The following is a 15,668-nucleotide window of genomic DNA, read 5'->3' as shown; positions in this document are numbered from 1 at the left end:
GCCCATTCGCATCAATGGTGCGCCGTCCCCGCAGGTTACTCATGGGTATATGTCGACTTGTCTGCACCAATGGGGTTATAACTTGTTCTAATATACCTCAACGGTGAGGACATCACATGAGCGACGAACCCGTGTGGAGAACAACTTCTGGCGCTGTTTCCCGTCGTCTCTTCATTGCTGGAACTGGTTCTATCTTGGCGGGCGCCGCGCTGGCCGGCCGAGCCGCCGCCGCAGCGCCGCGGACGGCCGGCGCCACCATCGCGGACGCCGCCCGCGTGCCCGCGCTGGTGATCGGCTCCGGGTACGGCGGCCAGGTGACCGCGCTGCGGCTCGCCCAGGCGGGTGTCGACGTCCAGCTGATCGAAATGGGCATGGCCTGGGACACGCCCGGCTCCGACGGCAAGATCTTCGCCAACACGACCACACCCGACCAGCGCTCGTTCTGGCTGCGCACCCGCACGAAGCAGCCGCTGTCCAACTTCCTCGGGTTCCCCATCGACAAGGACATCCCGAAGTACACCGGCATCCTCGACGCCGAGGAGTTCAGCGGGATCACCGTGTACCAGGGCCGCGGGGTCGGCGGCGGCTCGCTGGTCAACGGCGGCATGGCCGTCACGCCGAAGCGGGAGAACTTCGGCGCGATCCTCCCGACGGTCAACGCCGACGAGATGTACAACACCTACTACCCGCGCGCGAACTCCGGGCTCGGGGTGAGCCTCATCGACCCGGCCTGGTTCGACACCGCCGAGTGCTACCAGTACGCGCGGGTCGGCCGGAAGCAGGCGCAGCGGTCCGGGTTCCCGTTCGTCTTCGTGCCGGACGTGTACGACTGGAACTACATGAAGCAGGAGCAGGCCAACACCGTGCCGCGCTCGGCGCTGGCCGGGGAAATCCTGTACGGCAACAACTACGGCAAGAAGTCCCTGCAGAAGACCTACCTGCCGCTGATCAAGGCGACCGGCCGCGTCACCATCTCGCCGCTGCACCGGGTGGCGTCGGTGACACCGGCGTCGGGTGGCGGTTACACGGTCACCATCGAGCAGCTGAACACCTCGGGCGCGGTGACGGCGACCAAGGTGGTGACGGCGGACAAGGTGTTCTTCGCCGCCGGCAGTGTCGGCACCAGCAAGCTGCTGGTGAAGCTCAAGGCCACCGGCGCGCTGCCCAACCTCAACGGCGAGGTCGGGAAGAACTGGGGTGACAACGGGAACGTGATGTGCGGGCGTGCCAACCACATCTGGGACCCGACCGGCAGCCTCCAGTCGTCCATCCCCTGCGGTGGCATCGACAACTGGGCCGCGGGCGGCGCGTTCGCGGAGGTCGCGCCGCTGCCGACCGGGATCGAGACGTGGGCGTCGTTCTACCTGTCCATCACGAAGAACCCGAACCGCGCCCAGTTCTCGTGGAACCCGTCGACGCAGAGCGTGGACCTGAACTGGCAGACGGCGTGGAAGCAGCCGTCGATCGACATGGCGAAGTCCATCTTCGACAAGATCAACTCGAAGGAGGGGACGATCTACCGGACCGACCTCTTCGGCGTGTACAAGATCTGGGGTGACCATCTCACCTACCACCCGCTCGGCGGCGCGGTGCTCGGCAAGGCGACCGACAACTACGGCAGGCTGGCGGGTTACCCGGGCCTGTACGCGATCGACGGCTCCCTGATCCCGGGCAACACGAGTGTCAACCCGTTCGTCACCATCACGGCGCTGGCCGAACGGAACATCGAGAAGATCATCGCGACGGACTTCTGACCCCGGCTGTGAGGGGCGGGCCGCCCGCCCCTCACAGCTGGTGGGACGGCAGCACGCAGACGACGTCGAGACCGAGGACGTGGTTGAGCCGGCCGAACGCCAGCCAGGCGCCGAGGCTCATGCTCAGCTCGACGATCTCCTGCTGGCTGTAGTGCTCGGCCATCCGCTTCCAGAACTCGTCGTCGAGGTTGTGGTGGTCCACTGTGTACCGCTCGGCGTACTCGGCGGCCAGGCGCGTCCGCTCGTCGAAGCGGTCGGTGGTGCGCCACTCCAGCACGGCGTCGGCGAACTCCGCCTCGACCTTGACGCCGTCGCGTTCGGTCCGCCAGTCCAGGCAGAAGACACAGCCGTTGAGCTGCGCGATCCGCAGCCGCGCGGCCTCGAACTCCCGCAGCCCCAGCGTCGTGTGCGCGTAGACCGCCAGCGAGAACTGCGAAGCGGCGATCCCGATGCCGGGCACCATCTCGCCCCACACGTACCCGATCGGGTCCTTGCCCTCGGGGATGTCGATGTTCACGGGCGCCTCCTTCCGAGCTTGCCGGCTGCCGGGCGCAGCGGGACGTCGAGTGCGTCGTAGAGACCGGGTTCCGCGGCGGCCAGCCAGTCGATCGCGCCGACGAGCCGGCCGACCGCGGTGGCATTACCGCCCGCGGACCGGTTTTCGCCCTCGTCACTCGCCTCGATGCTGACTTCGATGCGGGGCCGGCCTTCGATGATCACGCGGTGCGCGCCGTCGCCGCTCGGCGGTGTCGGCCAGTCCGGGGCGCACGACGGGTGGATGCGCGTGACGTGCTCGATGACGATCCGCGGTGCACCGTCGACGATGCCCTGCACCTCGAACCGCACCGCGCCTTGGGTGCCCTTTTCGAAGTCGCCCATGGTCCTGGTGGAGACGGTTTCCTCGAGCGGCCGCCGGTCGAGCGTTTCGCGCAGCTCGGACACCTCGACGCCGAGGCCGCGCGCGATCAGCCGGACCTGACCGCCCCAGACGATCGACGGCACCCCCGTCATCAGCATCGGCGGGTCGTAGTCCATCGGCTGGCCCATGCCGACCAGGTACCGGACGGAGTCGGGCTGCTCGTAGGTCGAGTAGTCGAAGATCTCCTGGCAGCGGATGACGTCGACGTCGGTGCCGAGCCCGCTGATCAGCAGCGGCAGCACGTCGTTGCCCCAGCCGGGGTCGACACCGGAGACGAACAGCGAGCCGCCGCCGTCCTCGATCGCGGCCAGCACCGGGTCCCGCAGCTCCGGGGGCGCGTTGCGCTGGTCGTAGAGCGGGTACAGCGCGGGCGTCACGACCACCGCGCCCGCCCGGACCGCGCGCACGATGTCGGCGAGCGCGTCGTCGAACCGGACGTCACCCGAAGCGGCGTAGACCACGGCTCCCGGGCTCGCGGCCAGCACGGTGTCGATGTTGTCGGTGGCGGCGACCCCCAGGTCACCGACGCCGGCGAGCGAGCCCGCGTCCTTGCCGACCTTCGCCGGGTCGTGGACCAGCACGGCGGTGAGCTTCAGCGCCGGGTGGGCGTCGACGGCCCGGATTGCCGCACGGCCGACGTTGCCCGTGCCCCACACCACTGTGGCGATCATTTTGCCGAGTTTTCGCCGGTTCGCCCGGACCCGGGAAGCGAATCGTTCCGGTCAGCGGACCGCGCGGACCCGGGTAGCATGCAGTGCGTCCGAACGTCGTATCGGAGGCCCACTGAGATGACCATCGACCCGAAGCCCCGCAGCCGCACGGTGACCGACGGGATCGAGGCCGCGCCCGCGCGCGGTATGCTCCGCGCCGTCGGCATGGGGGACGGCGACTGGCGCAAGCCGATCATCGGCGTCGCCAGCTCGTGGAACGAGATCACGCCGTGCAACCTGTCCCTCGACCGGCTGGCGCAGGCGTCGAAGGAAGGCGTGCACGCGGCCGGCGGTTACCCGCTGCAGTTCGGCACCATCTCGGTGTCCGACGGCATCTCCATGGGCCACGACGGCATGCACTTCTCGCTGGTTTCCCGCGAGGTCATCGCCGACTCGGTCGAGACGGTGATGCAGGCCGAACGCCTCGACGGCTCGATCCTGCTGGCCGGCTGCGACAAGTCGCTGCCCGGGATGCTGATGGCCGCGGCGCGGCTGGACCTGGCGTCGGTGTTCCTCTACGCCGGCTCGATCGCCCCCGGCTGGGTGAAGCTCACCGACGGCACCGAGAAGGACGTCACGCTCATCGACGCCTTCGAGGCGGTCGGCGCGTGCCGGGCGGGGCGGATGAAGAACGCCGACCTGGACCGCATCGAACGTGCCATCTGCCCCGGTGAAGGCGCCTGCGGCGGGATGTACACGGCGAACACGATGGCGTCGGCGGCCGAGGCGATGGGGATGAGCATGCCGGGGTCGGCCGCGCCGCCGTCCGCGGACCGCCGCCGGGACAACTACGCGCACCTCTCGGGCGAAGCCGTGGTCGGGCTGCTCGAGAAGGGCATCACCGCGCGCGACATCTTGACGCGGGAAGCGTTCGAGAACGCGATCACGGTGGTGATGGCCCTCGGCGGCTCGACCAACGCCGTGCTGCACCTGCTGGCCATCGCGCACGAGGCGAAGGTCGACCTGAACCTGGACGACTTCAACCGCGTCGGCGACCGCGTCCCGCACCTGGGCGACCTGAAGCCGTTCGGCAAGTACGTCATGAACGACATCGACCGCCACGGCGGCATCCCGGTGCTGATGAAGGCGCTGCTCGACGAAGGCCTGATCCACGGTGACGCGCTCACGGTGACCGGCAAGACCGTGGCCGAGAACCTGGCCGAGCTGGACCCCGAGCCGATCGACGGCGAGGTGCTGCGCAAGCTGGACAACCCGCTGCACCCGACCGGCGGCATCACCATCCTGCGCGGCTCGCTCGCGCCCGAAGGCGCGGTCGTGAAGTCCGCGGGCTTCGACACGTCCAACTTCGAAGGCCCGGCGCGCGTGTTCGAACGCGAGCAGGAGGCGATGGCCGCGCTCAACGAGGGCCAGATCAAGGCCGGCGACGTGGTCGTCATCCGCTACGAAGGTCCCAAGGGCGGGCCGGGCATGCGCGAGATGCTGGCGATCACCGCGGCGATCAAGGGCGCCGGGCTGGGCAAGGACGTCCTGCTGCTGACCGACGGCCGGTTCTCCGGCGGCACCACCGGCCTGTGCATCGGCCACGTCGCGCCCGAAGCCGTCGACGGCGGGCCGATCGGGTTCGTCCGGACCGGTGACCGGATCGCCGTCGACATCAAGGGCCGCAGCATCGACCTGCTGGTCGACGCCGCCGAGCTGGCGCGGCGCCGGGAAGGCTGGGAGCCGCTGCCGAACAAGTTCCCGGAAGGGGTGCTCGGCAAGTACGCGAAGCTGGTCCGGTCGTCGTCCTACGGCGCCGTCACGAGCTGAACGCGGCCCGCAGCGCGCGCTTGTCGACCTTGCCGACGCCGGTGAGCGGCAGCGCGTCGACGAAGTCCACGCCCGCCGGGACGTAGTGCTCCTGGCCGAACGCCGTTCTCGCGTGCGCGCGGACTTCGTCGGCGGTGACGTCGCCGGAGGCGACCACCACGGCGTGCAGCAGCTGGCCGTCCAGGCCCGGGACACCGAAGACGGCCGCGCTCCGGACGCCCGGATGGGTCGCGAGAGCGTGCTCGACGACGGTCGAAGGCACCTTCGTGCCGTGCTCGCCGACCACCACGACGTCGTCCGCGCGGTCGAGCAGGTAGAGGTAACCCTCGTCGTCGAAACGGCCGAGGTCGCCGGTGCGCAGCCAGCCGGCGCCGACCTCCGGGCCGCCGAGGTAACCGTCCATCATGGACAGTCCACGCACCTCGACCTCGCCGTCGGTGATCCGCGCCTCCATGCCGGGCACGATCCGGCCGACGGAGCCGAGCCGCTCCGGGTGCCCGATGAGCTCGGCGGCGGCGATGCTCGCGATCATCGGGGCCTCGGTGAGGCCGTAACCCTGGCCGACCACCGGGCCGAAGACGTCGAGGGCCTGGGCGAGCCGGTGCGGGGGCAGCGGCGCGGCGCCGAGCGAGAGCGACCGGACGCTGCTGACGTCGGTCTTTTCGCGTGCCGGGTGGTCGAGCACCGCGGCCAGCCGCGGCGGGGTGAGCGAGAGCGTGTCGATCCGGTGCTCCTCGATGGCGGCGAGGACCGCGCCCGCGTCGAAGCCGTCCTGCACCACCAGGGTGTCGCGCCGCAGCAGGGTGCCGAGCACGGTGGCGTTGCCGGTCATGTGGGTCATCGGCGCGACGAGCAGCGTGCGCCCCGGGCCGTCCGGCGACGGCGCGAAGATGTGCGCCATGCCGTCGTAGATGCCGCTGTGGCGGATGAGCTTCGGGGTGCCGGTGGTGCCGCCGGTGGGGAAGAGGAGGTGGACGGCGTCCGGCAGGCTCAGCGGTCCGGGCTCGCCGTCGAGGTTGTCGAGGGTGCGGACGTCACCCGCGGGCCAGGCCTGCGGGCGGTCGGTGACGATCGTGGTGACCTTCGCGGCGGCGGCCGCGGCCAGCCGGTCCGGCTCGGGGGCCGAGGTGGCGACCAGCAGCACGGTCGCGCCCCGCAGGAGGGCGGCGAGCTGGACGAGGACCGTCTCCGGCCGGTTGCGCAGGTCGACCGCGACGACGTCGACGTCGCCGAGCCCGGCGTGCAAGCGGCGCAGGCGGTCGCGGGCCTGGTGGTACGTCGTTGTGGCGGCACCGGAGTGGAACAGCGCCCGGTCACCACCGTCGTCGAGCGCGGCGAGCACGGTCGTCAGGAAGAAGCTCACCCGCGGGACGGTACTCAGTCCAGGTAAGCGAGCTTCGCGAGTTCCTCGTCGAAGTCGAACCAGTCGCCTTCGCTCCCGGCCGGGATGCTGTCGTAGGTCCGGTCGAGGAAGGCCGCGATCTCCTTCGCGGGCGCCTCGAGCACGGCGGCGCCGTCGGGCGAGTTCAGCTCCACGACGACCAGCGCGGGATCACCACCGGGGCCGATCCGCACGTCACCGTCGCCGCAGCGGGCGAGCAGGCCGTCGGCGAGCAGGTCACGCCCGAAGAGCCAGCGGACGGCGGCTGGGCCGGCGTGCAGCACGACGGCGACCGCGTACGGGTCACGGGTGTCGTACTCCAGCTCGGCCGGCACCGGCCGCGGCGCCGCCCCGAAGGTGCGCAGGGCGAAGTCGATGCTGGCGCTGGTCACGCTGTGCGGGTCGGCCATGGGGGCTGCCTTTGCTACTCGTCGGTTAACTTCGTCTTGTTCCAGGGATAACCCATGGTGAGTTCAACGCCCAGCCTTCCGAAAAACTTTCACACTCTGGGGTGATCAAGAAGTGGGCGAGGTCACCGTTGGTGGCGGCGATGTGTCCGTTCGGTGACAGCGGGTGAAGAGCCCGCTCGGCGCGCTGAAACGCTGTTAGAAAGGGTCCGTGGACACGGCCGGGGGCGGGGGCACGCGGCGGTTCGTCGTGCTCAACGACGCCCCGGTCGGCGACGGCGCCGAGGACGACCTGCTCGAGGTCGACCAGGTGGCCCGCGGTCTCGCGGACCTGATCGTCGCCTCCCGGGCCACCGCGCCGTTCACCCTCGCCGTCGACGGCGCGTGGGGCATGGGCAAGAGCAGCCTCCTGCACCGCCTGGAGGCGACCCTGTCGGCCGAACCCGCGGTGTCCGCGGTCTGGTTCAACGCGTGGACGTCCGGCCGCGCCAGCGCGCTGGAGGGCCTGATCAAGTCGGTGCTCCTGCGCTTCGACCGCAACGTCCTGCGCCGGGCGCTGCGGTCGATGTCGCAGCGGGCCCACCTGCTCGGCGCGATGCGCGGCGCGGTCCTCGCGCTCGCCAGCTTCTTCGGCGCCGGCCGGGTCGTGGACGAGATGTGGCAGCGGATGTCGCTGGACGCCCAGGCGCGCAACGAGATCAAGGGTGTGCTGCGGGACGCGTTCGGCGCGTGGCTGGCGAAGGGCGGCGAGGCCGGCGACCGGCGGCTGCTGGTCGTGTTCGTCGACGACCTGGACCGGTGCGCGAGTGAACGCATCGTCGAGGTCTGCGAGGCGATCAAGCTCTACCTGGACGTGCCGGGCATCGTGTTCGTGCTCGCCTGCGACCAGAGCGCGCTGTGGCGGGCCGTGCGCGAGTCCGCCGGGGTCGCCGAGCCGGCCGCCGCGGTCGAGTACCTGGAGAAGATCGTCCAGATCAGCTACCGCATCCCGGCGCCGTCGGCGGAACAGGCGACGCGCCTGGTGGACGGGTACCTGGCGCGCTCGCACACCAGCGGGCTGTTCGGGGAGTCGCTGAAGGACGTGATCATCGCGCGGTCCGGCCGGAACCCGCGGCGGATCAAGCGGCTGATCAACAGCTTCGTGCTGGAGTACCACCTCAACCGGTCGTGGGACGAGGTCGGCCTGGAGAACCTGGTGAAGGTGATCCTGCTCCAGCACTTCTACCCGGGCTTCTACCGCCTGCTCGCCAACCCGCGCCACGACGACCTGATCAGCGAGTTCCTCGACTACCAGCGGTACCGCGGGGCGGTGAAGCAGGGTGACGAGCCGGACCCGGACCGCTGGGCGGGGTTGTTCGGCTCGAAGGGGCTGCGCCCGCCGAGCGGCGCGGAGTCGCTCCTCGAGCTGGAGGGCGAGCTGCCCGCGGAGTTCCCGGCCCTCGCCGCGGACCGTGACTTCGTGGCCCTGCTGCACAGCGTCGACGGGCCCAGCCGCCGGCTCGTGGAACAGCTGCGCCGCCGTCCGCTGGCCACCGTCGAGCCGCCGGCGCCGGCCTCGCGGCCCGAGGTGTCGGCGCCGCGGCCGGTCCGGAGCCGGCGCGCCCTGCGCGTCTCCCTCCCGCCGGGGGTCGCGCCGTGGCCGGCGCTGCGCGACCTGCGCGTGCTGTGGATCGACGACCACCCGGGGAACAACACCGAGCTGGCCGGCTACCTCGATGCCAGCGGGGTGCGGCTGGACGTGGTGACCGGCCGGGGAGAAGCCGTCACGGCGCTCGCGCGGTCCGCCCCGGACGCCGTGCTCTCGGACTTCCGCCGCGGCCAGGACGACGACGCCGGGCTCAACGACCTCGCGTTCTTCCGGGAGGGCGGCCACCACGACGGTCCGGTCCTGTTCTTCTCCGGGCGGATCCCCGAACTCGCCCTGCAGGAGCGGATCCGGGAGCTCGGCGCGGACGGCCCGACGAACAACGAGAACGACGTCGTCCGCTGGCTGGAGCAGGTCGCGACGAGGAAGAAGCGCGACGAACCGGGCCGGGACGTCCAGCCGCCCGCCTTCTGATCGCCGCGGTTCCCTACGGACCTGCTTCGGAGCTGCGGCCGTCGCGGATGGGTCCTTCGGCTCGAGTTGCCCCGTCCGAGTGGGACCCGCCACCTCATCACCGCGCAAACCAGTCCGGCCCGCGGTCCGGCCGCGAACCCCTCGTACAGGCCGAAAGGCGTGTGGGTGAGGTGGAGGGTGCCGGGCAATGGGAGAGCGTGGGCGGCTACGGCTGCATGCGGACGAGACACCGGCGACCGTGCCGAGCGCCGAGGAACTGCTGCGGCGCGTGGCGGCCGGCGACGAACCGGCGTTCGCGGCGCTGTACGACCTCGTCGCCGGTCCGGTGCTGGGCCTGGCGACGCGCGTGCTGCGCAACCACGCCCAGGCCGAGGAAGTGGCTCAGGAGGTTCTGGTGGAGGTGTGGCGCAAGGCCACGAGGTTCGTCCCGGAGCGCGGCAGCGCGCTGTCGTGGGTGCTGACGATCGCACACCGCCGGGCCGTCGACCGCGTGCGCTCGCACCAGGCCGTGCTCGACCGCGAGGACCGGGCGGGCCGGATGGACGTGCGGCGGCCGTTCGACGAGGTCACCGAGTCCACTTTGGCCACTCTCGACCAGCAACGGGTGCGGCAGTGCCTGGCCGAGCTCACCGACCTGCAGCGCGAGTCGATCGTGCTCGCCTACTACAACGGCTACACCTATCCCGAGGTCGCCGAGGTGCTGAAAGTGGCGCCCGGCACCGTGAAGACCCGGATCCGCGACGGCCTGATCCGGCTGCGTGACTGCTTGGGGGTGGACCGATGACTGCCGAGCTGCACACGCTGACCGGGGCCTACGCCCTGGACTCGGTGTCCGATGTGGAGCGTGCCGAATTCGAACGGCACCTCGGGGAGTGCGCCGCCTGCCGGCAGGAGGTGGCCGAGCTGCGGGCGACCGGGGCCCGGCTGGCCCTGGCCGCCGCGGTGGACCCGCCGCCGCGGCTGCGGGCGGCCGTGCTGGCCGGCGTGGCCGCCACCCGCCAGCTGCCGCCGAAGGTGCCGGTGGTCCGCAAGCTCAGCCGGGCCAAGACGTGGCAGCTGCGCATCGCGCTCTTCGGCGCCGCCGCGGCGGCCGTGGTGGCGGTGGCCGTCGGCGTCACCACGGCGACCGCCCCGCAGCAGGCGATCCCGCAGCAAGGGGTCGACTCGGTGCTGGCCGCGCCGGACGCTTCGACGATCCAGGGCGTCGGCAAGGGTTCCGCGACGCTCGTGGTTTCCCGCAGCCGCAACCAGGCCGTCCTGCTGGCGTCCGATCTGCCGGACCTCGACGCGGCGCACGTCTACCAGGTCTGGCTCATCGGCCGGGACGGCGCGCGGTCGGCCGGGCTGATGCAGCCGGAGGCCTCGCACCAGATGCGGCCGATGCTGGCCCAGGTCCCGGCGGGCACCGACCGGATCGGCATCACCGTCGAGCCCGCGGGCGGTTCCCGCGGCCCGACGACGCCGTCGGTCAACATGATTTCCCTTGCCTGACCACCAGAAATCCGACGTCTTTGTGACAGGAGTGCGATGAGCACGTCAACGACCGATCCCCGGCTTCGCCGCTGGGTGGCCGCGCTGCTGGGCGTCCTGGCGCTCGGCGCGGCCCTGGCGGCGGGCCACCTCGTCGCCGGGTTGGTCGGTGTCAACGCGTCGCCGTACCTGGCGGTCGGCAACGGCGCCATCGACCTGACCCCCGTGCAGCTCAAGGACTTCGCGGTCCGCACCTTCGGCACCTACGACAAGCTCGTGCTGCTGTCCGGGATGGCCGTGGTGCTGGTGCTCGTCTCGGCGGTGGCGGGACTGGCCTCCCGCCGCACGCCGTGGCCGGGCCTGGTCGTGATCACCGGCTTCGGCCTGGTCGGGCTGGTCGCGGTGTACGCCCGGCCGGACCTCGACACCCTCGCGCTGCTCGCTCCGCTGGCGAGCCTGGTCGCCGGGGTCGCGACGTTCGCGGTGCTGCACCGGCTCGCTTCCCGCCAGGCGGATCCCGAGGTGGCGGAAGGCTCTTCCCGCCGGACGGTGCTGCTGGCCGGGGCCGGCGTGGTCGTCGGGGCCGGGCTCGCCGGCGCCGGGGGACAGCTGCTCGCCGGCAGCCGGGACGCGGCTTCGTCGCGGGCCGCGGTCGGGCGGCTGGTCCCGGCCCGGACCGCGCCGATGATCCCCGCGGACGCCGACTTCGCGAAGCTCGGGACGCCGGCGTTCGTCACCCGCAACGCCGACTTCTACCGCGTGGACACCGCGTTGTCGGTGCCGCAGGTGCGGACCGAGGACTGGAGCCTGCGGCTGCACGGCATGGTGGACCGCGAAGTGCGGTACAGCTACGGCGACATCCGCAACCGGCCGCTCGTCGAGCGCACCATCACGATGACCTGCGTCTCCAACGAAGTCGGCGGCACTTACGTGTCCACCGCGAACTTCGTCGGCGTCGACCTGGCGGACCTGCTCGAAGAAGCCGGCGTGCGGCCGGGTGCCGAGCAGCTCTACTCGACCAGCGTGGACGGTTGGACGTCCGGCAGCCCGGTCGCCGCGGCCGCGGACCGCGCACGCGGCGCCATGCTCGCCATCGGCATGAACGGCGAACCGCTGCCGATCGAGCACGGTTTTCCGGCGCGGCTCGTGATTCCCGGGTTGTACGGGTACGTGTCGGCCACAAAATGGGTGACCGACCTCGAAGTGACCACCTGGCAGGCGCGGCAGGCCTATTGGCTGAAACGCGGCTGGGGCCGGGAAGCGCCGATCAAGACGGAATCGCGGATCGACACACCGAGAGGTTTCGAAACCGTCCCTTCGGGGAAGGTGCGGGTCGCCGGGATCGCGTGGGCGCAGCACACCGGCATCACCAAGGTCGAGGTGCGCATCGACGAGGGCCCGTGGCGCGAAGCCATGCTCTCCCAAGAGGTCAACCTGAACACCTGGCGCATGTGGTGGATCGAGTTCGACGCCGGGCCCGGCGGCCACCAGGTCGTCTGCCGGGCGACCGACCGGAGCGGCTACACCCAGACCGACCAGCGCGCCGGCACCGTTCCCGACGGCGCGACCGGGTGGCACAACATCAATTTCACGGCGCAGTGACCCGGATCACTCGAATGGGTGCCAATCCGTTTACCGCGCAGCCCCGAATACCCGACAAGAAACAGTTCACTGAACTGTCCAAGCCGCTTATTGGAGTGATTTTCGTGACCAAGCTTCGTGTCGCAGGAATTGGCGTTGCCGCCGTCGCCGCCCTGTCGCTGACCGCGTGCAGCGGCAGCGACACCGCTTCCTCGGGCAGCTCCAGCGCCCCGGCTCCGTCCAGCTCGATGGCCGCGCCGTCGTCCAGCGCCGACTCGGGCGCCTCGAACGGCATGACCACCAACGCCGACGTCTTCGGCCCGGCCTGCTCGCAGCTGCCGCAGGGCTCCGCGCCCGGTTCGCTGGACTCGATGGGCCCGCAGCCGGTCGCCTCGGCCGCGTCCACCAACCCGCTGCTGACCAAGCTGGTGGCGGCGGTCAAGGCCACCAACCTGGTCGACACCCTCAACAGCCAGCCCGCGATCACCGTGTTCGCGCCGGCCGACCCGGCGTTCGCCGCCCTGGGCGACGCGAAGTTCAACGAGCTGGCGGGCAAGCCGGCCGAGCTGGCGCCGATCCTGCAGTACCACGTCGTCGGCAAGCGCTACGACGCCAAGGGCCTCGAGTCGGCCGGCACGCTGGAGTCGCTGAACACCGCCGGTGGCCCGCTGAAGATCGAGGGCTCGGGTGAGAACATGACCGTCAACGGCGCGAAGATCCTGTGCGGCAACATCCCCACCAAGAACGCCACCGTCTTCGTGATCGACAAGGTCATGACGCCGGGCACCAACAAGTAATTCAGGAACTCCGGCCGAGTTCCGGACCCAGCCGCTCCGCGATGTCGGTGAGGATCTGCACGTAGTCTTCGTGTTCGAAGGTGAACGGCAGGGCGAAAGCCACCTCATCGACCTCGCGGAATCCGGCGTGTCCGTGCAGCCGTTCGGCGATCTCCGCCGACGTGCCGACGAAGTCGGGGGAGAACAGCATCCGCGCCGGGCCCTGCGGCTCGGCGGTGCGCGGCAGCCGTTTCTCCGCGTACGCCTGGTACTTGGCGCGCTGCTCCGGCGTGGCGCTGTCGGTCGGGACGACGACCAGCCCCTGCGAGACCCGCGCGTTCTCACCGTCGGGGTGGGCGGTGCGGAACGCCCGGATGTGGGACAGCTGGATCTCGGCGAAGTCCGTGCTCTCACCTTCGGCCTTGACCACACTGCTGGTCAGGAAGTTCATCGAGTGCTTGCCCGCCCACTCGGCCGAGCGCAGGCTCGCCCCGCCGTACCAGAGGCGCTCACCGAGTCCCGGCGCCTGCGGCTGCACCCGGTCGGAGAACACCTCGAAACCTTGAGTGCCGCTGAAGCCCGTTGCGGGTTCACCGCGAACGAAGTCCAGCAGCCGGCGGACGCGGTCGTAGCTGAAGTCCTCGGCCTCCGCGGTGTCCGGGTAGAGCGCGTCCTTGACCTCGTCGTAGCGCATCGGCGGCCCGACGCTGAGCCCAGGGTTGAGCCGTCCGCCCGAGAGCAGGTCGACGGTGGCGAGGTCCTCGGCGAGCCGCAGCGGGTTCTCCCAGCCCAGCGGGATCACGGCGGTCCCGAGGTGGATCCGGCTGGTCCGCTGCGACGCGGCGGCCAGCACCGCGACCGGCGACGAGATGCCGTACTGCAGGTGCCGGTGCCGCACCCAGGCGCTGTCGAACCCGAGCTGTTCCCCGAGTTCGATGATCTCCAGCGTCGACTCGTGCCCGCGCCGCGGGTCGGCCGCGTCGAAGAGGCCGATGGTCAGGAAGCCGAGCTTCCGCAGTGGTCGGGACACAACCCGATTCTGCCTGGGGCGGGGGTGTCGGCCGCGGGTGTTCCACCTACTGGGCGACGCTTCAGGACTGGTCGCGCAGCCGGTCCAGGCCGTCGAGGATGACGTCCAGGCCGAACTCGAACTCCGTCTGGTCGTCGCACCAGCCCAGTGTCGACGCCGGGTCGTCGTGGGCGATTTCGCTCAACATGCCCACCAGGTTCGGCAGCTGGGCGGCCAGCTCGGCCGGCACGTCCGTGGAGTCGCCGGCGGCCGGGTCGAACAGCTCCTGGCTGAACCCGAGCGCGCGGCTGCCGAGGGCGTGCAGTGCGTGGTGGATCAGGTCGTAGGAGAACCCGCCGTCGTGCAGCCGGCCGACCAGCGCGTCGTAGTAGTGCAGGACCGCCAGGCTCTTCGACGACCTCGTCTCGAACAGCTCCGGCGCCCAGCGGTGGCGGAGGAACACCTCGCGCGCCGTGAGGATCCGGCTCCGCACGGCCTGTTTCCAGTCCGGGCCCGGGGAAAGCCGGGCGACCGCGTTGTTGATCTCCTGGGCCACGACGTCGACGATCCCGTCGAGCACGTCTTCCTTCTTGGCCACGTGGTAGTAGAGCGACATCGCCTCGGCGCCGAGCTCCTCGGCGAGCCGCCGCATCGTCAGCGCCCGCAGTCCGTGCTCGTCGGCCAGCTCCACCGCCGCGCGCAGCACGCGCTCGCGGCTGAGGGGGATCCGCGCTTCCGTGGTCACGCCCAAGATCGTACAAGGTAAGGCCGGTTGACCGCCTTGCCGTGCACGGCGTACCTTACGTTGTACGACTTACGACGTAAGAATCGCGGAGGCGACATGAAAGCCCTGGTCCAGCGTGCGTACGGCCCACCGGAAAACCTCACCTTCGAGGACGTCCCCGATCCCGTGCCCGCCGCCGGCGAAGTGCTGGTCCGGGTGCGCGCCACGTCCGTCAACCCGTACGACTGGCACTACCTGAGAGGCGAGCCGTACCTCGCCCGGCTGATGCCCGGCGGCTTCGGCCTGCGCCGCCCGGAGATCGGCATCCTCGGCTGCGACATGGCGGGCCGGGTCGAGACGGCGGGCAAGGTCTTCGGCCCGGGTGACGACGTCTACGCGCTGCTGCCGCGGGGTGGTCACGCCGAATACGTCTGCGTTCCGGAGGAGCTGCTGGCGCCGAAACCGGCCAACCTGTCCTACGAACAGGCCGCGACCCTGCCGATGGCCGCGCTCACCGCGCTGATCGCGCTGCGGGACGCCGGGGGCGTCCGGGCCGGGCAGCGGGTGCTCGTGAACGGCGCCTCCGGCGGCGTCGGCACCTTCGCCGTCCAGCTGGCCAAGGCGCTCGGTGCGCAGGTGGACGCCGTGTGCAGCGCGGCCAACGCGGACCTGGCTCGTTCGCTCGGCGCGGAGCACGTCGTCGACTACCGCGAAGCGGACTTCACGCGCAGCGGGCGGCGCTACGACGTGGTGCTCGACATCGCCGGCAGCCGCTCACTGGTCGCGTGCCGCCGGGTGCTGGCGAAGGACGGGGTGTTCGTCGCGGTCGGCGGCAAGGCCGGACGCTGGCTCCAGCCCGCCGGGCACGTCTTCGCCGCGGCGGCCGCCGGGCCGTTCGTGCGCCGGCGGGTGCGGCTGCCGGACGTGGTCGGGTGCCGGGAGAAGAAGCGGAACCTGCTGGTGCTCACCGAGCTCGCCGAGCGTGGCGCGCTCACGCCGGTCGTCGACCGGACTTACCCGTTCGACGACCTCCGCGCGGCGTTCACGTACCAGGAAGCCGGGCACGCCAAGGGAAAAGTGGCAGTCACGGTGTGAACCCGGGAGGCGC

At 70.9% G+C, this 15,668-nt stretch carries 14 protein-coding genes; 8 read left to right on the top strand and 6 right to left on the bottom strand.

The genetic code is table 11. The features are described from left to right. Positions 1-194 precede the first annotated feature (194 nt). Entirely contained in the window at positions 195-1,754 is a 1,560-nt protein-coding gene (locus ACIA5G_RS20435; RefSeq protein WP_395925342.1) for a GMC oxidoreductase, read from the top strand. 31 nt (positions 1,755-1,785) lie between these two features. On the opposite strand, the gene ACIA5G_RS20430 is transcribed toward ACIA5G_RS20435, so the two are convergent. Together ACIA5G_RS20430 and ACIA5G_RS20425 are read right to left on the bottom strand one after the other, a co-directional pair. Next, entirely contained in the window at positions 1,786-2,271 is a 486-nt protein-coding gene (locus tag ACIA5G_RS20430; protein WP_395925340.1) for a carboxymuconolactone decarboxylase family protein, read from the bottom strand. Further along, on the bottom strand, positions 2,268-3,344 hold the full coding sequence (locus ACIA5G_RS20425) for a dihydrodipicolinate reductase (protein ID WP_395925338.1): 1,077 nt from the start codon (positions 3,342-3,344) through the stop codon (positions 2,268-2,270). Before ACIA5G_RS20425 ends, ACIA5G_RS20430 begins: the two co-directional genes overlap by 4 nt. A gap of 117 nt (positions 3,345-3,461) precedes the next feature. Here ACIA5G_RS20425 and ilvD point away from each other — a divergent pair, with 117 nt between their 5' ends. Further along, on the top strand, positions 3,462-5,153 hold the full coding sequence (gene ilvD / locus ACIA5G_RS20420; protein WP_395925336.1) for a dihydroxy-acid dehydratase: 1,692 nt from the start codon (positions 3,462-3,464) through the stop codon (positions 5,151-5,153). Here the strand turns inward: ilvD and ACIA5G_RS20415 are convergent. Next, the gene (locus ACIA5G_RS20415; protein ID WP_395925334.1) at positions 5,143-6,516 is read right to left on the bottom strand and encodes a class I adenylate-forming enzyme family protein; all 1,374 of its coding nucleotides are present in this window, start codon (positions 6,514-6,516) and stop codon (positions 5,143-5,145) included. The two genes, ilvD and ACIA5G_RS20415, sit on opposite strands and share 11 nt — an antisense overlap. 14 nt (positions 6,517-6,530) lie before the next feature. After that, positions 6,531-6,944 (bottom strand): SsgA family sporulation/cell division regulator, encoded by a 414-nt coding sequence (locus ACIA5G_RS20410; protein ID WP_395925332.1) that lies wholly within the window; start codon positions 6,942-6,944, stop codon positions 6,531-6,533. Positions 6,945-7,152: 208 nt separating this feature from the next. Here ACIA5G_RS20410 and ACIA5G_RS20405 point away from each other — a divergent pair, with 208 nt between their 5' ends. The 5 genes from ACIA5G_RS20405 (at position 7,153) to ACIA5G_RS20385 (ending at position 12,848) form a co-directional block, all read left to right on the top strand. Next, positions 7,153-9,000: a P-loop NTPase fold protein gene (locus tag ACIA5G_RS20405; RefSeq protein WP_395925330.1), complete on the top strand. Its 1,848-nt coding sequence runs from the start codon at positions 7,153-7,155 to the stop codon at positions 8,998-9,000. A gap of 187 nt (positions 9,001-9,187) precedes the next feature. Further along, positions 9,188-9,784 (top strand): ECF RNA polymerase sigma factor SigK, encoded by a 597-nt coding sequence (gene sigK, locus ACIA5G_RS20400; RefSeq protein WP_395925328.1) that lies wholly within the window; start codon positions 9,188-9,190, stop codon positions 9,782-9,784. Beyond that, positions 9,781-10,491, top strand: coding sequence for an anti-sigma factor domain-containing protein (locus tag ACIA5G_RS20395; protein ID WP_395925326.1), 711 nt, complete (start codon positions 9,781-9,783; stop codon positions 10,489-10,491). Before sigK ends, ACIA5G_RS20395 begins: the two co-directional genes overlap by 4 nt. Before the next feature lie 36 nt (positions 10,492-10,527). Further along, entirely contained in the window at positions 10,528-12,072 is a 1,545-nt protein-coding gene (locus ACIA5G_RS20390) for a molybdopterin-dependent oxidoreductase (RefSeq protein ID WP_395925324.1), read from the top strand. A gap of 104 nt (positions 12,073-12,176) precedes the next feature. Beyond that, the gene (locus ACIA5G_RS20385) at positions 12,177-12,848 is read left to right on the top strand and encodes a fasciclin domain-containing protein (protein ID WP_395925322.1); all 672 of its coding nucleotides are present in this window, start codon (positions 12,177-12,179) and stop codon (positions 12,846-12,848) included. A gap of 1 nt (position 12,849) precedes the next feature. On the opposite strand, the gene ACIA5G_RS20380 is transcribed toward ACIA5G_RS20385, so the two are convergent. Further along, entirely contained in the window at positions 12,850-13,857 is a 1,008-nt protein-coding gene (locus tag ACIA5G_RS20380) for an LLM class flavin-dependent oxidoreductase (RefSeq protein ID WP_395925320.1), read from the bottom strand. Between the two features lie 61 nt (positions 13,858-13,918). Next, positions 13,919-14,581: a TetR/AcrR family transcriptional regulator C-terminal domain-containing protein gene (locus tag ACIA5G_RS20375; RefSeq protein ID WP_395925318.1), complete on the bottom strand. Its 663-nt coding sequence runs from the start codon at positions 14,579-14,581 to the stop codon at positions 13,919-13,921. 96 nt (positions 14,582-14,677) lie between these two features. Here ACIA5G_RS20375 and ACIA5G_RS20370 point away from each other — a divergent pair, with 96 nt between their 5' ends. Then, positions 14,678-15,655: an NAD(P)-dependent alcohol dehydrogenase gene (locus tag ACIA5G_RS20370; RefSeq protein ID WP_395925316.1), complete on the top strand. Its 978-nt coding sequence runs from the start codon at positions 14,678-14,680 to the stop codon at positions 15,653-15,655. Positions 15,656-15,668: the final 13 nt, after the last annotated feature.

This window comes from Amycolatopsis sp. NPDC051758 (assembly GCF_044453095.1).
In the GTDB taxonomy this organism is placed as follows: Bacteria; Actinomycetota; Actinomycetes; order Mycobacteriales; family Pseudonocardiaceae; genus Amycolatopsis.
This window is presented reverse-complemented; position numbering and strand designations above follow the sequence as displayed.

Excerpts from the sequence above, each read along its gene's own strand:
- ACIA5G_RS20425 (WP_395925338.1), bottom strand. The coding sequence starts at position 3,344 with ATGATCGCCACAGTGGTGTGGGGCACGGGCAACGTCGGCCGTGCGGCA.
- ilvD (WP_395925336.1), top strand. The coding sequence starts at position 3,462 with ATGACCATCGACCCGAAGCCCCGCAGCCGCACGGTGACCGACGGGATC.
- ACIA5G_RS20410 (WP_395925332.1), bottom strand. The coding sequence starts at position 6,944 with ATGGCCGACCCGCACAGCGTGACCAGCGCCAGCATCGACTTCGCCCTG.
- sigK (WP_395925328.1), top strand. The coding sequence starts at position 9,188 with ATGGGAGAGCGTGGGCGGCTACGGCTGCATGCGGACGAGACACCGGCG.
- ACIA5G_RS20395 (WP_395925326.1), top strand. The coding sequence starts at position 9,781 with ATGACTGCCGAGCTGCACACGCTGACCGGGGCCTACGCCCTGGACTCG.
- ACIA5G_RS20390 (WP_395925324.1), top strand. The coding sequence starts at position 10,528 with ATGAGCACGTCAACGACCGATCCCCGGCTTCGCCGCTGGGTGGCCGCG.
- ACIA5G_RS20370 (WP_395925316.1), top strand. The coding sequence starts at position 14,678 with ATGAAAGCCCTGGTCCAGCGTGCGTACGGCCCACCGGAAAACCTCACC.